Annotated in this window: 20 protein-coding genes and 1 pseudogene; 12 read left to right on the forward strand and 9 right to left on the reverse strand. The window is 70.4% G+C overall.

Going from position 1 to position 15,299, the window contains the following annotated elements:
• The coding region (locus EER30_RS47305; protein WP_205650410.1) for a hypothetical protein at positions 1–190 on the forward strand (190 nt) is incomplete at its 5' end.
• A pseudogene (locus tag EER30_RS25210) lies at positions 118–408 on the forward strand (aromatic-ring hydroxylase C-terminal domain-containing protein); the annotation flags it as partial. The gene EER30_RS47305 and the pseudogene EER30_RS25210, both read left to right, overlap by 73 nt.
• 863 nt (positions 409–1,271) lie before the next feature.
• On the opposite strand, the gene EER30_RS25220 reads toward EER30_RS25210, so the two are convergent.
• Together EER30_RS25220 and EER30_RS25225 are read right to left on the reverse strand one after the other, a co-directional pair.
• Entirely contained in the window at positions 1,272–1,622 is a 351-nt protein-coding gene (locus EER30_RS25220; protein ID WP_127503081.1) for a DUF6401 family natural product biosynthesis protein, read from the reverse strand.
• A gap of 77 nt (positions 1,623–1,699) precedes the next feature.
• Positions 1,700–1,900, reverse strand: a complete 201-nt coding sequence (locus EER30_RS25225) for a hypothetical protein (protein WP_127503082.1) — start codon at positions 1,898–1,900, stop codon at positions 1,700–1,702.
• A gap of 220 nt (positions 1,901–2,120) precedes the next feature.
• Here EER30_RS25225 and EER30_RS25230 point away from each other — a divergent pair, with 220 nt between their 5' ends.
• Positions 2,121–2,657 carry a hypothetical protein gene (locus EER30_RS25230; RefSeq protein WP_240670288.1) on the forward strand — a complete coding sequence of 179 codons (537 nt, stop codon included), beginning with the start codon at positions 2,121–2,123 and terminating at the stop codon, positions 2,655–2,657.
• Positions 2,658–2,760: 103 nt separating this feature from the next.
• Here EER30_RS25230 and EER30_RS25235 read toward each other — a convergent pair whose 3' ends face one another.
• Positions 2,761–3,225, reverse strand: coding sequence for an SRPBCC family protein (locus tag EER30_RS25235; RefSeq protein ID WP_127503084.1), 465 nt, complete (start codon positions 3,223–3,225; stop codon positions 2,761–2,763).
• 39 nt (positions 3,226–3,264) lie between these two features.
• The gene (locus tag EER30_RS25240) at positions 3,265–4,269 is read right to left on the reverse strand and encodes a YihY/virulence factor BrkB family protein (protein WP_240670289.1); all 1,005 of its coding nucleotides are present in this window, start codon (positions 4,267–4,269) and stop codon (positions 3,265–3,267) included.
• Between the two features lie 70 nt (positions 4,270–4,339).
• On the opposite strand from EER30_RS25240, the gene EER30_RS25245 reads away from it, so the two are divergent.
• Positions 4,340–5,926 carry a phytoene desaturase family protein gene (locus EER30_RS25245; RefSeq protein ID WP_127503085.1) on the forward strand — a complete coding sequence of 529 codons (1,587 nt, stop codon included), beginning with the start codon at positions 4,340–4,342 and terminating at the stop codon, positions 5,924–5,926.
• Here the strand turns inward: EER30_RS25245 and EER30_RS25250 are convergent.
• Entirely contained in the window at positions 5,895–6,137 is a 243-nt protein-coding gene (locus EER30_RS25250) for a hypothetical protein (RefSeq protein ID WP_127503086.1), read from the reverse strand. The genes EER30_RS25245 and EER30_RS25250 overlap by 32 nt on opposite strands.
• Before the next feature lies 1 nt (position 6,138).
• A complete protein-coding gene (locus tag EER30_RS47310; RefSeq protein WP_164842475.1) occupies positions 6,139–6,312 on the reverse strand; it encodes a hypothetical protein in 174 nt (57 codons plus the stop codon).
• 333 nt (positions 6,313–6,645) lie between these two features.
• On the opposite strand from EER30_RS47310, the gene EER30_RS25255 reads away from it, so the two are divergent.
• The 3 genes from EER30_RS25255 (at position 6,646) to EER30_RS25265 (ending at position 8,338) form a co-directional block, all read left to right on the forward strand.
• Positions 6,646–6,879: a hypothetical protein gene (locus tag EER30_RS25255; protein ID WP_205650413.1), complete on the forward strand. Its 234-nt coding sequence runs from the start codon at positions 6,646–6,648 to the stop codon at positions 6,877–6,879.
• A 284-nt stretch (positions 6,880–7,163) separates the two neighbouring features.
• The gene (locus EER30_RS25260; protein WP_240670290.1) at positions 7,164–7,427 is read left to right on the forward strand and encodes a hypothetical protein; all 264 of its coding nucleotides are present in this window, start codon (positions 7,164–7,166) and stop codon (positions 7,425–7,427) included.
• Positions 7,428–7,516: 89 nt separating this feature from the next.
• On the forward strand, positions 7,517–8,338 hold the full coding sequence (locus tag EER30_RS25265; protein ID WP_255436902.1) for a helix-turn-helix domain-containing protein: 822 nt from the start codon (positions 7,517–7,519) through the stop codon (positions 8,336–8,338).
• On the opposite strand, the gene EER30_RS25270 is transcribed toward EER30_RS25265, so the two are convergent.
• A complete protein-coding gene (locus tag EER30_RS25270; RefSeq protein ID WP_127503088.1) occupies positions 8,279–8,773 on the reverse strand; it encodes an SRPBCC family protein in 495 nt (164 codons plus the stop codon). The two genes, EER30_RS25265 and EER30_RS25270, sit on opposite strands and share 60 nt — an antisense overlap.
• A gap of 109 nt (positions 8,774–8,882) precedes the next feature.
• On the opposite strand from EER30_RS25270, the gene EER30_RS25275 reads away from it, so the two are divergent.
• The 5 genes from EER30_RS25275 to EER30_RS25295 all read left to right on the forward strand — a co-directional run bounded on the left by EER30_RS25275 (position 8,883) and on the right by EER30_RS25295 (position 13,700).
• Positions 8,883–10,076: a glycosyltransferase gene (locus EER30_RS25275; RefSeq protein WP_127503089.1), complete on the forward strand. Its 1,194-nt coding sequence runs from the start codon at positions 8,883–8,885 to the stop codon at positions 10,074–10,076.
• A gap of 81 nt (positions 10,077–10,157) precedes the next feature.
• Entirely contained in the window at positions 10,158–11,060 is a 903-nt protein-coding gene (locus tag EER30_RS25280) for an ABC transporter ATP-binding protein (protein WP_127503090.1), read from the forward strand.
• A 5-nt stretch (positions 11,061–11,065) separates the two neighbouring features.
• The gene (locus EER30_RS25285; RefSeq protein ID WP_127503091.1) at positions 11,066–11,806 is read left to right on the forward strand and encodes an ABC transporter permease; all 741 of its coding nucleotides are present in this window, start codon (positions 11,066–11,068) and stop codon (positions 11,804–11,806) included.
• Between the two features lie 14 nt (positions 11,807–11,820).
• Positions 11,821–13,080, forward strand: coding sequence for a sensor histidine kinase (locus EER30_RS25290; protein ID WP_240670292.1), 1,260 nt, complete (start codon positions 11,821–11,823; stop codon positions 13,078–13,080).
• The gene (locus tag EER30_RS25295) at positions 13,077–13,700 is read left to right on the forward strand and encodes a response regulator (protein ID WP_127503092.1); all 624 of its coding nucleotides are present in this window, start codon (positions 13,077–13,079) and stop codon (positions 13,698–13,700) included. The genes EER30_RS25290 and EER30_RS25295 overlap by 4 nt, the downstream gene beginning before the upstream one ends.
• Here EER30_RS25295 and EER30_RS25300 read toward each other — a convergent pair.
• A complete protein-coding gene (locus tag EER30_RS25300; protein ID WP_127503093.1) occupies positions 13,697–14,104 on the reverse strand; it encodes a VOC family protein in 408 nt (135 codons plus the stop codon). The two genes, EER30_RS25295 and EER30_RS25300, sit on opposite strands and share 4 nt — an antisense overlap.
• A complete protein-coding gene (locus EER30_RS25305) occupies positions 14,097–15,080 on the reverse strand; it encodes a helix-turn-helix transcriptional regulator (RefSeq protein WP_240670293.1) in 984 nt (327 codons plus the stop codon). The genes EER30_RS25300 and EER30_RS25305 overlap by 8 nt, the downstream gene beginning before the upstream one ends.
• Positions 15,081–15,299 lie beyond the last annotated feature (219 nt).

The raw sequence follows: 15,299 nt of genomic DNA on the forward strand, positions 1-15,299 counted from the left end.
GCGGGTGCGGGCGCGGGTGCGGGCGCGGGTGCGGGCGCGGGTGCGGGCGCGGGTGCGGGCGCGGGTGCGGGCGCGGGTGCGGGCGCGGGTGCGGGCGCGGGTGCGGGCGCGGGTGCGGGCGCGGGTGCGGGTCTGGTGGGGCGCCGCCAGCGGGATGTTGTGCTCGGGCGTGGACGGCTTTATCAGCTGATGCGGGCCGGGCGTGGCCTGCTGATCGACCAGACCGGGGAGCTGTCGGTCCAGGGTTGGGGCGACCGGATCGACCACGTGATCGACACCAGTTCGGAGTTGAGTGCTCCGGCCCTGCTGCTACGCCCGGACGGGCACGTGGCCTGGGCCGGTGACGACCAGCGGGAGCTGAGCGTCCACGTGGCTCGGTGGTTCGGCGCGAGCGCGCAGGCGGGGTGACCGCGGGGTGGCATCTGCTGACGTGTTGATAGTCGGTAGTGCTCACTGGTTGGCAATAGTGACGGTGTCAATCTGCACTCCGCCGGTGTGCCGGTGGCCGTGGGCGGCTCGATGGAAAGAATGGGCAGCGGCCACCGGTACCCCGTAGGCAACCGTGCCGCGACGCCACGTGCCAAATCCTAGGCAGACGACAATATGTCTCTTGACTAGTTGCCATGCGGTACGGGAGGCTGCTTTCGTCCCGATGGGCGCGGGCAGGAAGGGGGGCCGTGAGCGATGGTGTGCGTTCCGGTGTCGTCTCTGCGATCTCGGCGGCTGGCCGTGATGTCAACGTTTGTGCAAGGGCGCGTTGCAGGGTCGCTTTTCCAAGACCTGCTCGGCATGGGGCGCGGTGACAACCAAGCCGGCTCTGTCCGAGCGCGAATTCGCCTGTGAGGCGTGCGGGCTGGTCATCGACCGGACCGGAACGCCGCGCTAGACCCGGCCGCTCTCGCGGTCGAGTACGACAATACTGCCGGGAGTGGCTCGGTGGCAGCACGTGGAGCTGACCGGAAGACCCGTGTATGCGGGCAGGTGGCTGTGAAGCGTGAACCCGGCACGACATCAGTCGGTCAGACCGGGACCGTCCCGCCGCAAGGCAGGACTACCGACCATGTGCTCACCAAAGCACACTGAGAGGTAACGGGCAGACGATGGGGCCGGTCGTGGGTTACGGCCGTGAGGTCACGCCTGGCTCGCAGGCGCGCCCAGGGCTTGGCACGACTCGTACGTCATGAAGTTGATCTGGGAATGAGGAAGGCCGGCACCTGTGCGGTGCCGGCCCTCGAATGAAAGGTCGATTCAGCGGATTGGGTGGGAGCGGGTCAGAGGGCGGGCAGGGTGCGGGCGATCACGCATACCGCCAGCAGGCGGCGCAGGACCCAGTCGTTGGCGGTCCAGTCGACGTCGACCGGCGGGCGCCAGCCGTGGGTGAACGCGGCGTCGCGCACACCCTCGGCGTAGGCGGCCAGCAGGACCGCGGTCAGGGGGCGGACGTCCGACGACAGGCTGTCGCGGATGCCGGCGGCGTGCTGGTCGACGACGGCCATCAGACCGGGGTTGGCGTCGGCCGCTTCGAGACCGCTGACACCGACGGTGTCGTGCAGTTCGGTGAGGCTGGCGTGGGCGGAACGGTGGGCAGCACGGGCGGCAGCGCCGCTGAACAGGCCATTCATGAGGAGAACGTTAAGGTCGCCCGGGTAGCTGACGGTTCTCTGTACCGGTGCAGGTCGGTTGAACCTTTCCGGGTCGTCTACTCCACCGGGGTAGGGCGGCGGCGTTGCGCGTCGTCGGCCAGGATCACGGTGGCGACGACCAGGGCGACGACCACGGCGAACAGCCAGGACGCGTCGTCGATCAACTTCGCGGCCAGCGGGGCTTGAAACGCGGCGAGCAGGAAGCCCACCCAGGCGAGTCGGCGCTGACCTTCGGAGAGGAAACCGGCAGAACGCATTCGGACAAGTTAACTCGCAACGGACGGGCCGCCGTCACCCGTTCGGCCGATTCTCCGTTGTCCGATCGTGCCCTCAGCGTTGCGCCGCCGTGACTCAATTCCTGCCTTTCTCCTGGTAGTGGCGTTGTTGGCCGGCGGCTGTGAGCGCCCCTCACCGGCCCCGCCGCTTGATCACGTGGTCACCGGGCCGCTACAGGACGTCGGGCGTGCCTCACTGTTGGTGGCCGACGCATCGTCGCGAGTGCATCTCGTGCTGGCCAACATCCCAGGACTGCTCTACCGCATCACGACTCCCTCCGGTTCGGGGCTGACCCCGCGGGTGACCCGGCGCGGCAACGATGTGCGGGCGGCCCTGGTCGCGACCGGTGCCGACGGTCCCGACGAGGTGCGCATCGTGCTCAACCGGGGTGTGCGCTGGGACCTGCGCCTGCCCGCCGGCGCGGGGGAGCAGCGCCTCGACCTGACCCGGGGACGTGTCACCCGGGTCGACGTGGGCGCGTCCGGGCTGGTCGAACTGCGCCTGCCGCGACCGGTCGGCACGGTCCCGCTCACGCTGACCGGCGGCGTCGGGCGGCTGGCGGTCAGCACGCCGCGGTCGGTTCCGCTGCGCCTTCGGCTGGACCGGGGCGCCGCCGAGCTGCCGCCCGGGACGAGGCTGGCCCCGGCGACCTGGCCGTCGGCCCGCGACCGCTATCTGCTGCGCGCCCGCTCGTCCGTGGGCATCCTGGCCGTGCGCCGCACCGACGGGCCAGGGTGAGTACCCGTGGTGTTCCTGGGGCCTCGGCGCTGGCGGCCGGACTGGCCCGCAACGCCGAGGCTGAGCAGTGGGCTTCGTTGAGCCGGTCGACCGACTACGCGGCCTAGATTCCGGAGCGGTCGACCTGACCGCGCCAGGCGCCGCTCTCGGCACCGCCGCGGTTCTCGATGTACTCCTTGAACCGCTTGAGGTCGCCCTTCACCTTGCGGTCGACCAGGCCCAGCTTGTCGCCCGCGTTCTCGATGAAGCCCTGCGGGTCGTAGTCCATCTGGACGGTGACCCGGGTGTGGGTGTCGTCGAGCCGGTGGAAGGTGACCACGCCGGCCTGCTTCTCACCCTCGGTCGACTTCCAGGCCACCCGCTCGTCGGGCAGTTGCTCGGTGATCTCGGCGTCGAACTCGCGCTTCACGCCGGCGATCTCGGTCTTCCAGTGGGTGTGGGTCGCGTCGAGCTGACGGATCTCGTTCACGCCCTCCATGAACCGGGGGAACTCCTCGAACTGGGTCCACTGGTTGTACGCGGTGCGCACGGGGACGTCGACGTCGACGGACTCGGTCACGGTACTCACGATGTGGCTCCTCACATTGGTGTTACCCCGCCTTACGCACTAAGACGTGCCCGGGCCCGAGGGGGCTAAACGGGGCGCCAGGGGAGTCTTCGGATCCTCGTCGCCGGCCTGGCGCAGCCGCGCCCGCTGCACCTCGGCGTTGACCTGCACCCCGAGCAGCACGGCGATGTTCGACAGATAGATCCAGACGAGAAACGCCATGATCGCGCCGAGGCTGCCGTAGGTGCGGTTGTACGAGCCGAAGTTGGCCACGTACAGCCCGAACCCGAATGACGCCAGGCTCCACACCAGCAACGCGACCGTGCCGCCCACGGTGAGCCAGCGGAACCGGGGTTGCCGCACGTTCGGCGCGATCCAGAAGAGCAGCGAGAGTACGAGAGTGGCGATCGCGACCAGCGCCGGCCAGCGACCGATCGACCAGAGCGTCCGGGCGGTCTCACCAGCCCCGATCGCGTCGCCCACCGCGTCCACCAGCGGGCCGCTGATCACCAGGCCGGCCCCGACCGCGGCGAGCAGCACGAGCGCCACCGCGGCCAGCGCGATCTCCAGGATCTGCAGCAGCCACCAGCTCCGGCCCTCCTCGACGCCGTAGATGCGGTTGGACGCCCGGGTGAACGCGCCGACGTAGCCGGAGGCCGACCAGAGGGCGAAGAGCAGACCGAAGCCGAACAGGACCTTGGCCGAGTTCTGCTGCACCAGCAGCGCCTGCACGACCGAGAGCAGGTTCTCGTTGCCGACGACCGAGGCGAGGCCCAGATCGTCGAGGATGCTCACCGTGGCGGTGAGGACCGTGGAACCGTCGGTCACTAGGTTGATGAGCGCGACGACCACGACGAGCGAGGGAATCAAGGCCGTGAAGGTTTGATACGTCATCGCGGCGGCGAAGTCAGAACAGTCGTCCTCGATGTAGCCGGCGACGCTGCGCCACAGCACACCCCGCCAGTAACGCCACCGCAACTGGCGGAGCCGGCGAGGCACCGGGCGCGGGGTCATGGTGTCGGCCTGGGCCTCGGACTCCCGGTCGACGTGGGGCTCGGTGCTCATGCCGGCTCCTCGGGCTCGTTCGAGGGCGCATCTACCCGAGCACGGAGAGCAACAAACACGGAGGCCGAGCATGGAGACCGCGGACGCGATCGTCGTCGGTGCGGGCCACAACGGGCTGGTCGCGGCCAACCTGCTGGCCGACGCCGGATGGTCGGTGGTGGTGCTGGAGGCGACCCCCAACCCGGGCGGGGCGGTGCGCTCGGGCTTCGTGACCGCGCCCGGCTATCTGAGCGACCTCTTCAGTTCCTTCTACCCCCTGGGGTACGCCTCCCCGGTGCTGAACGGCCTCGATCTAGGTGATCACGGTCTGCGCTGGACGCACGCGCCCGAGGTGCTGACCCACCTGCTGCCCGACGGCCGCGGGGTCACGCTCAGTCGCGACCTGGAGCGCACGATGGAGTCGGTCGAGCGGTTCGCCGGCGGGGACGGCGACCGCTGGAGGAACGAGTTCGACCAGTGGGGCAAGGTCTCCCGGTCGATGCTGGACGCGATCCTGCGGCCCTTCCCGCCGGTGCGGGGCGCTCTCGGGGTGGTGCGCGGGCTGGGCACGCCCGGCGCCCTGCGGCTGGCCCGACGACTGTTGCTCTCGGTGCGAGAGCTGGGCACCGAGGCGTTCCGTGGGGAGGGGGCGACGCTGCTGCTGGCGGGGTGCGCCCTGCACACCGATCTGTCGCCCGAGGAGGCCGGGGGCGGGGTCTACGGGTGGCTGCTCGCGATGCTGGGTCAGGAACACGGATGGCCGCTGCCGGTCGGTGGAGCTCAGAAGATCACCGACGCGCTGGTGGCGCGGTTGCTGCAGCGGGGTGGGCGGATCGTCTACGACTCGCCGGTCTCGCGGGTCTTGATCGCTCGCGGCCGGGCTATGGGCGTGGAGGCCGCGACGGGGAGATATCGCGCGTATCGGGCGGTGTTGGCGGATGTGCCGGCTCCGGCCCTCTATCTCGATCTGGTCGGCGAACGCTGGCTGCCGCCCCTGCTCGTCGAGGACCTGCGGCACTTCCGGTGGGACGGCGCCACCGTCAAGGTCGACTGGGCGGTACGCAGCAAGATGCCGTGGAAGAACCCGGCCGCGGCCGGCGCCGGCACGGTCCACCTGGGCGCCGACCTCAACGGCCTCACCCGGTACGCGGCGCACCTGGCCACCGACGAACTTCCGCCCGACCCGTTCCTGCTGCTCGGCCAGATGACAACCGCCGACCCCGCACACTCGCCGGCCGGCACCGAGTCACTCTGGGCCTACACGCACCTGCCGCATCGCGAACACTGGGAACCCGACCAGATCGCCGCCCACGTCGACCGCATGGAGCAGGTGATCGAGGACCACGCCCCCGGCTTCCGGCGCGAGGTCGTCGGCCGCAACGTGTTCGCCCCGGCCGACCTCGAACGCGAGAACCCGGCCCTGGTCGGCGGCGCGCTCGGCGGCGGCACGGCGGCCGCCTTCCAGCAGCTCTTCCTGCGGCCCGTGCCGGGTCTGGGGCGCGCCGACACCCCGGTCGATCGCCTCTTCCTGGCCGGCTCGTCGGCCCACCCGGGCGGCGGCGTGCACGGCGCCCCCGGCGCCAACGCGGCCCGCGCCGCCCTGGCCCGCGACCGCGCCCTGGTCGGCGGCGCCTACCGAGCGCTGATCAACGCGGGGAACCGCGCCGTCTACGGCTGACCCGGCGCGCGGTGACCGCGACACGCAGGGCCGGCCACAACCGCAACCGCCGCGAGCTGTCGGCGGCGGCGAGGGTCACGGCCAGCGCGGGCCTCTCCTCCGGCGGCACGAATGCGATCACCACAACGAGCGGAACCACGGCGGCCAGCAATTCAGCGAGTACGCATAGGGCGACGAGCGCCGCAACGGTGGCGAAGAGCGCGTAGCTCATCTCAACGGCCGTTCACGAGAGCTGCCGTGAGCAGCACCAACGCTGCGCCGAGGCAGAAGGCGATGGTGACGGCGGCGGTGACGGCGCGTACGAGCGGGCCGATCGGCACCAACAGGTTTCGCAGTGAGCGAGCCGCGAGTGCCAGGCATAATCCGGCGATCACCAGGTAAATCATGCCGTGCGCCGCCAGAGAACCAGCGGTGGTATGCGTCGATAGGGTCATCATGGCCTCCTGACGATGCGGCGCCGTCCAGCGATTCAGACCTGTGTGTGATCTGAGTCACCCATGTTCTATGGTCAGCTTGCGGGTTCTTCTGACGCCGCGCCACCGCATATGCATGTGACGCGAATAAAGGACACTGCCGGGCGAAATGGCTACCTGGCAACTTGCCAGGTAACACAACGCTACGTAGCCGTCCCTGGTGGGATGCCGTGCATGCTTGCCGATCGAGGCCTGGATACCCGGCGAATACAAGAACGTCCGTCGCTATAGGACAGGTTGCTGAACATGGACAATGAGGCTGTTCCCGGCACTCAGCGGCAGCCCTTCCGGCTGGAGCTGCTGGCTGCCTCCTGCGTCATCGGCAGCTGCCCGACCGTTTACGTCACCGATCGCGGAACGGTCGTCGTGCAGGGTTACGCGATCAGTGAAACGGATGCCGGCCTCACCCTGGCGCCCGGCGAGGGCCTCGTCGAGATTCCTTGTGACCTGCTCGCGCGGGCGGCGTCCCGCCTGACCTGACCGGCTGGCGCGATTCGGGTGCCGGTACGCCGGCACGCGAACGGGCCCGTCCCAGGGGCTGAGTTCTGGCCTGGGATCTTCATTTAGGCGTGACCTATCTCACCGTAACCCGTAAGCTCAGTTCGACTCGCCGTAAACGCGCCCGCGCATATGCAGAGGGCGTAGATAGCGGACATTGTTCGCCAATTGGCCTCCTGTCGGGGTGCCACCTAACACAGTGCTACGTCGTTGAACCTCGCTGGCCGTTGCCGTATGCAGCGTCCTTCGGGACAGGGGCGGCCTGAATGAACACTAAAGACGGGATGTTGACCAGCGAGATGAGCGAGACCGAAATGCGTCCAGAGGCCCAGGCACGCCGGCTTGAGTTGCTGGCTGCCTCGTGTACTGCCGGCAGCTGTCCCACTGTGTACCTCACCGATCGTGGAACGGTTGTGGTCCAGGGGTATGCCTTCGAGGGCAAGGACGCCGGCGTAACTCCGCCGCCGGGTGAGTTGTTGGTCGAGATCCCCGCCGAACTGCTGGCTGCGGCTGTGCGCAACCAGTCTTGACCGACCGTGCCGGAGGCCGCGCCGGTGGAGGGGTTGAGGTGACAGACGACCTGCTGGAAAACGGCGAGTCGCCGTCGGTGCCGGTCGGTGTGGTCCTCCACCGGTTGCGGGTCAAGGCCGGTCTGACCGGCGCTGAGCTGGGTCGGCTGGTCAAGATGAGTCAGAGCAAGATCTCGCGGATAGAAACGGGTATGACCCAGGTTGCCCCGCGGGACGTGGGCCGGGTGGCCCGAGCCCTCGGCGCGACGTCGGACCTGGTTGCTCGCTTGGTCGAACGCGCGGAACTGGCGCAGAACCGTGTCACCGACCTGCGGACAGCCGCGGGATCGGTCTCGACGCTTCAGCGCGCGGTCGCCCGTGGCGAGCGAGGAGCGCGGGAGTTCCGAATCTTCCGGTCCGATGTCGTCGCCGGGTTGGCGCAGACGGGCGAATACGCTCGTGCGGTCCTTGCCTCCGTCCGGGAGATCAGGGACGCCGTCGATCCAGAAGCAGAGCACGATGTCTTCGCCGACGTTCTTGCCGCTCGGATACAGCGGCAGGGAATCCTGGCCGACCCGGATCGGCGGTTCTTCCTCCTGATGGCCGAGTCGGCGCTGACCCAAGCGGTAGGCGGCGCCGAGACCATGCTCGGCCAGATCAGGCGCCTCCGAGTGCTGGCCGAGCAGCCCAATGTCTCGCTGAGGATCATCCCGTCCGACGCGCCGTGGACGCTCCCGTTCGTGCACGGCTTCGAGCTGATGGACAGCCAGAGTGTGGTGATCGACGTATTCAGCACGTCGATGATCGCCACCGGCGCCCAGGACGTCGCGGTCTACCGGTATGTGTTCGACCGGCTCGATCAGGGAGCTACCTCAGAGATCGAACCGATCCTTGACCGATATCGTCGGTATTACCTCGACCGGTTGACGTAAGGGCGCATTCTCGGCGATGTCGGCCAGGCGGCGCAGGGCCTCGATGTTGCGCCGGTGCAGGACGAGGTCGTTGAGTTTGTTGCGGGCGGCCAGCAGTGGGCCGCGCTCGAACTGCTCGTGCATGATCACTCGGGTCGCGCCGATGCCCTCGGGTTCCAGCCGGATGTCGACCACCGCCTCGCCCAGCGGCCACAGTCCCGCGCGCAGGCGCAGGCGGCGGTCCTGTTCGACGAGCACGACCGTCGACGAGTCGTGCAGCGAGAGCGGCCACGGCCCGGCCTTGTGGTGCAGTTCCGCGCCGACCTGCGGCCAGGCCTCGTCGACGTCGCGGATGTGGGTGGTGCCGACCACCCAGTCGCTGTAGGTCCAGCCGTCGGCGAGCACGGCGAACACCCGGTCCGGGGGAGCCTGAACAGTACGCTGCACGATAGCCACGACCAGGACATACCCTGCGAGAAACCGGCGTAACGGATAGGCGCAGGTTTACGGATCCGGCAGTCGGGCATCAGCCACCGCGAACCGCATCGGCGACGGAGGGGAACACGTGCGCATCGCCATGATTTCCGAGCACGCCAGCCCCCTCGGGGACGGGGGCCGGCACACCCACGTCGCCGATCTCTCCGCCGCGCTGGCCGAGCTCGGACACGAGGTGCGCGTCTTCGCGCGCCGCGACGACCCGGCCGTGGCCGAGGTGATCACGACGCCGGGCGGCATCCGGATCGTGCACGTCGCCGCCGGCCCACCCCACTTCCTCCCGCCCGACCTGCTGCTCCCGCACATGGGCGAGTTCGCCCGGCTGCTCGAGGAGGCCTGGCGTACGGGCGACTGGACGCCCGACGTCGCCCACGCCCACTTCTGGACCAGCGGTCTGGCCGCCGTCACCGCCGCCCGCCAGATCGGCATCCCCATCGTGCAGTCGTTCCACGAGCTCGGCGAGATGGAGGCCGAGACCGGCGGCAACCAGCCCACCCGCACCGGCTACGAGCGGGCGCTGGGCCGGGCCGTCGACCGCGTCGTCGCCCAGACCCAGGACGAGGTACGTGGCCTCGTGCGCATCGGCGTGCCCCGGGCCAGCCTGACCGTTGTGCCCGCCGGTGTCGACAGTGTCCGGTTCAGCCCCGAGGGCCCGGCCGTCGAGCGTGACCCCGACCGTCCGCGCATCCTGTCGGTGGGCCGGCTCGTCGAGCGCAAGGGCTTCGGCGACGTCATCCAGGCCATGCGTTACGTGCCGCGCGCCGAGGTGGTCGTCATCGGCGGCCCGCCGGCCGATCAGCTCCCGGCCGACCCGGGCGCCCGCAAGCTGCGCGCGCTGGCCGAGAAGCTGCAGGTGGGAGACCGGTTCAAGCTTGTCGGTGCGGTGTCCGAGGCTGACCTGCCTCGCTGGTACCGCTCGGCCGACCTGCTCGTCGCCGCGCCCTGGGAGGAGCAGTTCGAGCCGTCCGCCCTCGAGGCGATGGCCTGCGGCGTGCCGGTGATCGGCACCTCGGTGGGCGGCCTCACCGAGACCGTGGTCGACGGGCTCACCGGCGATCTGGTGCCGGCCCGCGATCCTCGGGCGCTCGGCGGGGCGCTTCGACGGCTGGTCAACGACAGGGTTCGCCGCTTCGCGTACGCGACCGCCGCCCTCGACCGCGCCCGGCAGGCGTACTCGTGGAAGCGGGTCGCCGCCCAGGTCGGCTCGGTCTACGCCACGGTCACCGGCCAGCGCAAGAACTCGAACACCGAAGCCATGGCGTAGCCCCGCATCCACCAACCGGTTGACCCACGGTGCAGCGAGCTGTTCGATTCGCCGCGGCCGATGCGTTGCGACGCTGGACGCATGACAGTCATCGAGGTCCGTGACCTGCGCAAAGCGTACGGGGAAACGGTTGCGGTGCGGGACGTGTCGTTCACGGTGGAGGCCGGCGAGATCTTCGGCATCCTCGGACCGAACGGCGCCGGCAAGACCACCACGGTCGAGTGCATCGCCGGGCTGCGCCGTCCCGACCAGGGCACGATCCACGTGCTCGGCCGTGAGCCGCACGATTCCACGCTGCGCTACGAGGTCGGCGTCCAACTGCAGGAGAGCCAGCTCCCCGACAAGATCTCCGTCCGCGAGGCGCTCGACCTGTACGCCTCCTTCTATCCGGACCCGGCCGACTGGCGGGCGCTGACCCGCGAGCTGGGCCTGGCCGACAAGCTGAACACCCGGTACGTCAAGCTCTCCGGCGGCCAGAAGCAGCGCCTGTCGATCGCACTGGCGCTCATCGGCAGTCCCAAGATCGCGATCTTGGACGAGCTGACCACCGGACTCGACCCGCAGGCCCGCCGCGACACGTGGGACCTGATCGAGTCGATCCGCGACAGCGGCGTCACGATCCTGCTGGTCACCCACTTCATGGAGGAGGCCGAGCGGCTCTGCGACCGGCTGGCCGTGATCGACCACGGTGAGGTCGTCGCGCTCGACACCCCGTCCGGCCTGATCTCGGGCCTCGACACCGAGCAGCGCCTGCGCTTCCGACCCTCCCGGCCTCTCGACGACGCGCTGCTCACGGCGCTGCCCGAGGTGCGCTCGGTCAAGAGGCACGGCGAGCAGATCGAGGTCATCGGCACCGGCAACCTGCTGCACGCCGTCACCTCGACGCTCGCCGTCAACCAGATCATCGCCGCCGAGCTGCGGATCGAACAGGCCAGCCTGGACGACGCGTTCGTGCGGCTGACCAGCCGGTCCGGCAAGGAGTGAATCCGATGCGCGTGTTCGCCAAACTGACCCTGACCGAGCTGCGACTGTTCCTGCGCGAACCGGTCTCGGCGTTCTTCGTCCTGTTCTTCCCGACCCTGCTCGTGATCATCCTCGGCAGCATCCCGTCGTTCCGGGAGCCGAGCGCCGACCTTGGTGGCGCGCGCGTCATCGACCTCTACGTCGGCATCGCCGTGGCGCTCACGCTGGCCATGGTGGCCATCCAGATCGCCCCGGCCGTGCTGGCCACCTATCGCGAGCGGGGCGTGCTGCGCCGGCTCGCCACCACCCCGGTCTCGCCGCTGAAGATGCTCGGCGCCCAGCTCGCCATGCACGGGATCACCGCCGTGGTGTCGACCGCCCTCGTGCTCGCCGTCGGGCGGCTGGCCTTCGGCGTACGCCTGGCCGAGCAGTTCGGCGGGTTCGTCCTGGCCTTCGTGCTCACCGCGGCGGGCGTACTGGCGATCGGTCTCTTCGTCGGCGCGGTCGTCCCCAGCGGCAAAGCCGGCAGCTCGGTCGGCACGATCCTGTTCTTCCCGCTGATGTTCTTCGCCGGGCTGTGGACGCCGCGCGAGGTCATGCCCGAGGTCCTGCGGAAGATCGCCGACTTCACCCCGCTCGGGGCGGGCGAGCGGGCGCTGAACGACGCGATGACGGGCAGCTGGCCCAACCTGCTCTCGGCTACGGTTCTGGTGGGCTACCTGGTCGTGTTCGGGCTCGCGGCGGTCCGCCTGTTCCGCTGGTCGTAACGGGAGTGGTTGAAGTGACGGAGAAGTCGACGGCGACCCGCGTGGACCGCATCATGATGCGGCTGCCCTACATCGCGCTGACCGCCTCGCTCGTGCTGCTGGTGGCCGGCGCCCAGGTCGGAGTTCCGCACCAGTCGTGGATCGTCGTCGGCGTCTCCGTCGCCGCCACCCTCGGCTGGCTGCTCTGGTGGGTCCCGCTGCACCCCCAGTGGGAGCACGACGAACGCAAGATGATCGTCTTCTTCGTGGGCCTGGCCGCCCTTCTCTACCTGCTGGTCTGGTCGAGCCCGCTGTTCGGGTTCTTCGTGTGGAGCGGCTACCTGCTCACCACGTACGGCCTGAAGAGCTGGCGCCGCCTCGCGGCCGGGACCCTGGTCGCCGGGGCCGGCGCGATCTCGCAGATCGGCGGGTTCCCCAACCTGGCCGACCCGGCCGTCATCCCGGTCTTCCTCGTCGTGCTGGCGATCAACATCGGGGTCTCCAACGTGATGATCTGGGTGACCATGTGGACCCACGACCAGGGCGAGAAACGCGCCCGCATGATCGACGAGCTGGCCGAGGCGAACGCCAAGCTCGGCGCGGCGCTCAAGGAGAACGCCGGCCTGCATGCCCAGCTCCTGGTGCAGGCGCACGAGGCCGGCGTGCTCGACGAGCGGCAGCGCATGGCCGGCGAGATCCACGACGTGCTCGCCCAGGGCCTCACCGGCATCGTCACCCAGCTCGAGGCGGCCGACGGCGCCGACGACCGCCCGGCCGACCGCCGCCGCCACCTCGGCAACGCCAAGCGCCTGGCCCGCGACAGCCTCACCGAGGCCCGCCGGTCGGTGCAGGCGATGCGGCCCCTCACCCTCGAGGGCGCCGGCCTGCCCGAGGCGATCGGCGAGGTGGTCACCGAATGGTCGCGCGTGCAGGAGGTCGACGCCGAGCTGATCACGACCGGCGTGGCCCGGCGGCTCCTGCCCGAGATCGAGGCGACCCTGTTGCGTACGGCGCAGGAGGCTCTGGCCAACGTGGCGCGGCACGCGGCGGCCGAACGCGTCGCGCTGACCCTGTCCTACATGGAGGATGTGGTGACCCTGGACGTGCGCGACGACGGCGCCGGCTTCGACCTCGACGTGCCCCGGGCGTTCTCCGACACCGGCGGCTACGGCCTGGCCGCCATGCGGGAACGACTGGCCCGCATCGCCGGCAGCCTCGAGGTCGAGTCGGAACCGGGCGCGGGCACGGCCCTGTCGGCCTGCGTCCCGGCCATCGCGGTCGGGGCCGCCGCATGATCGGCCTGCTCATCGTCGACGACCACCCGGTCGTTCGCGACGGCCTGCGCGGCATGTTCGCCGGTGACGACCGCTTCGACGTGCTCGGCGAGGCCGGCGACGGCCGTGAGGCGCTGGCCGTGGCGGGCACGACCGACCCCGACGTGGTGCTGATGGACCTGCGCATGCCCGGCATGGACGGCGTGACCGCGATCAAGGCGCTGCGCGAGCAGGGCAGCCGGGCGCGGGTGCTGGTGCTGACGACGTACGACACCGACGCCGACGTGCTCCCGGCGATCAAGGCGGGCGCCACCGGCTACCTGCTGAAGGACGCCTCCCGCGACGAGCTCTTCCGCGCCGTCGAGGCGGCACACCGGGGCGAGTCGGTGCTCTCCCCGGCGGTCGCCGGCAGGCTGATGGGCAGCCTGCGCTCGCCCGCGAAGGAGCCGCTGAGCCAGCGCGAGCTCGAGGTGCTCGCCCTGATCGCCCGCGGCAACTCGAACAAGGAGGCCGCCTCGCGCCTGTTCATCAGCGAGGCCACGGTCAAGACCCACCTACTGCACGCGTACGCCAAACTGGGCGTCCGCGACCGGGCGGCGGCCGTCGCCGTGGCCTTCGAACGAGGATTGCTGCAGGGCTAAGGCGTGGGCTCTCCGCGGTAGGTGCCGAACGACCAGAGGTTGCCCTCCGGGTCTTTCGCGCGGAAATCCCGCGAGCCGTAATCGGTGTCGTACGGTTCTTGGAGGATCTCGGCCCCGGCCTTCGCGGCCCGTTCATGCAGCGCGTCGACGTCGTCGGCCACGACGTAGGCGCCGAACGTGCCCGGCTTCAACGGCCACGTGTCGTCGCCCTGCTTTTCGGAGCCGAGCATGATGCCCCCGCCCAGCGGCCAGGCGAGCTGGGCGTGATCGACCCGGTCGCCCTCCCCGTGAACGACGACCTCTTCGAAGCCGAACGCGTCGACCAGGAACCGGATCAGCGCCCGGGCGTCGGTGGCCCGCAGCGTCGGCCACACCTGTGGTGGCGGTGTCTTCGCATCAGTCATGCCCCACATCCTGCGCGGACGTGAGCATCAGCGCTTGGACAAAACCGAACTCGGCGGCCAGCCACTCGGTCGGCGTGCACCCGGCCAACGCCCGGAACTCACGCACCAGATGCGACTGGTCGGCAAACCCGTGTCGCGCCGCCACCTCGGCGATCCGCCCGTCAGGCCGCAGAGCTCGCCGCGCCCGATCGAACCGCGCCACCCTGGCCGCCTCCTTGGGCCGCAGCCCGATCTCGGCCCGGAACCGCTTCGCCAGGTGGCGGTCGCTCCACCCCACGGCCCCCGCCACGGCCCTGATCGGCACACCCCGCAAGACCAGCCCCCACGCGTACGCCACCTCAGGCGCGACGCCCGTCCCACTCACCCGATTCACGGCGTTCGCGCTGTCCGCGTCGTTCGCGCCGCGGGGCGATGCGGATGTCAGCGGCGGCGGGCCGGGCAGCAGCGAGCCGGGCGGCTGGCCGGGCAGCGGCGGGCCGGGCGGCGGCCGGCCGCCGGTCAGTCGTCGCCCGAAGACGGACTCGACCACCGCGAACCGGCTCGGCCAATCAGGCGCCGCCACCAGCCGCTCCCGTATCTCGGCCACCGTCGCCTCACCGAGCACCGCTGCCGCGTCGACGTCGAGCCCGGCCAGCTCCCCGGCGGGCACCCCGAGCAGCGCCCGGCACCCCAATGGCCGCAACGCCACCTGAATCCCCGACTGCCGCCCGTCGTGTGTGATCACCGCCGGCCCCAGATGCAACCCACCGACCAGCGCGTCGAAGCTTCCCGGCCGCTGCCGCGGATCCGGATGAGCGGCAACGACGAGCGGATCCTCCATCGTCAGGATCATCGTGAGCCAGGGCGACGGCAACCCGAGATGCCGCATCGGCGCGACCCCACGCTGCCGATAACCCGAATATTGCGCGATGAAGGGCGCCAGGGCGGCCCCCGGTCGCGCCAGCACATATTCGTCGACGACCACCGGCCCGCTCACCCCCTGCCGGCCCACCCACCCGGGATCTGGCCCGAGCCTACGCGCCGCGGGGGCAGCCGGCCGGGTTGTCCACAGCCCGCCGTTGTCCACAGCTCAGCCGCGCGCCGCTTGCCGCGCCCCTTGCGCCGTGCGCCGCGCGCCGCGCGCCGCGCGCCGCGCGCCGGCGTCGTCGCAAGCTGAGGCGCCGGCCGCCCGATGATCGCTGCCGTGCCGCGAGCT

Origin of the sequence: Actinoplanes solisilvae (assembly GCF_003999975.1) — a bacterium.
Classification (GTDB): Bacteria; Actinomycetota; Actinomycetes; order Mycobacteriales; family Micromonosporaceae; genus Actinoplanes; species Actinoplanes solisilvae.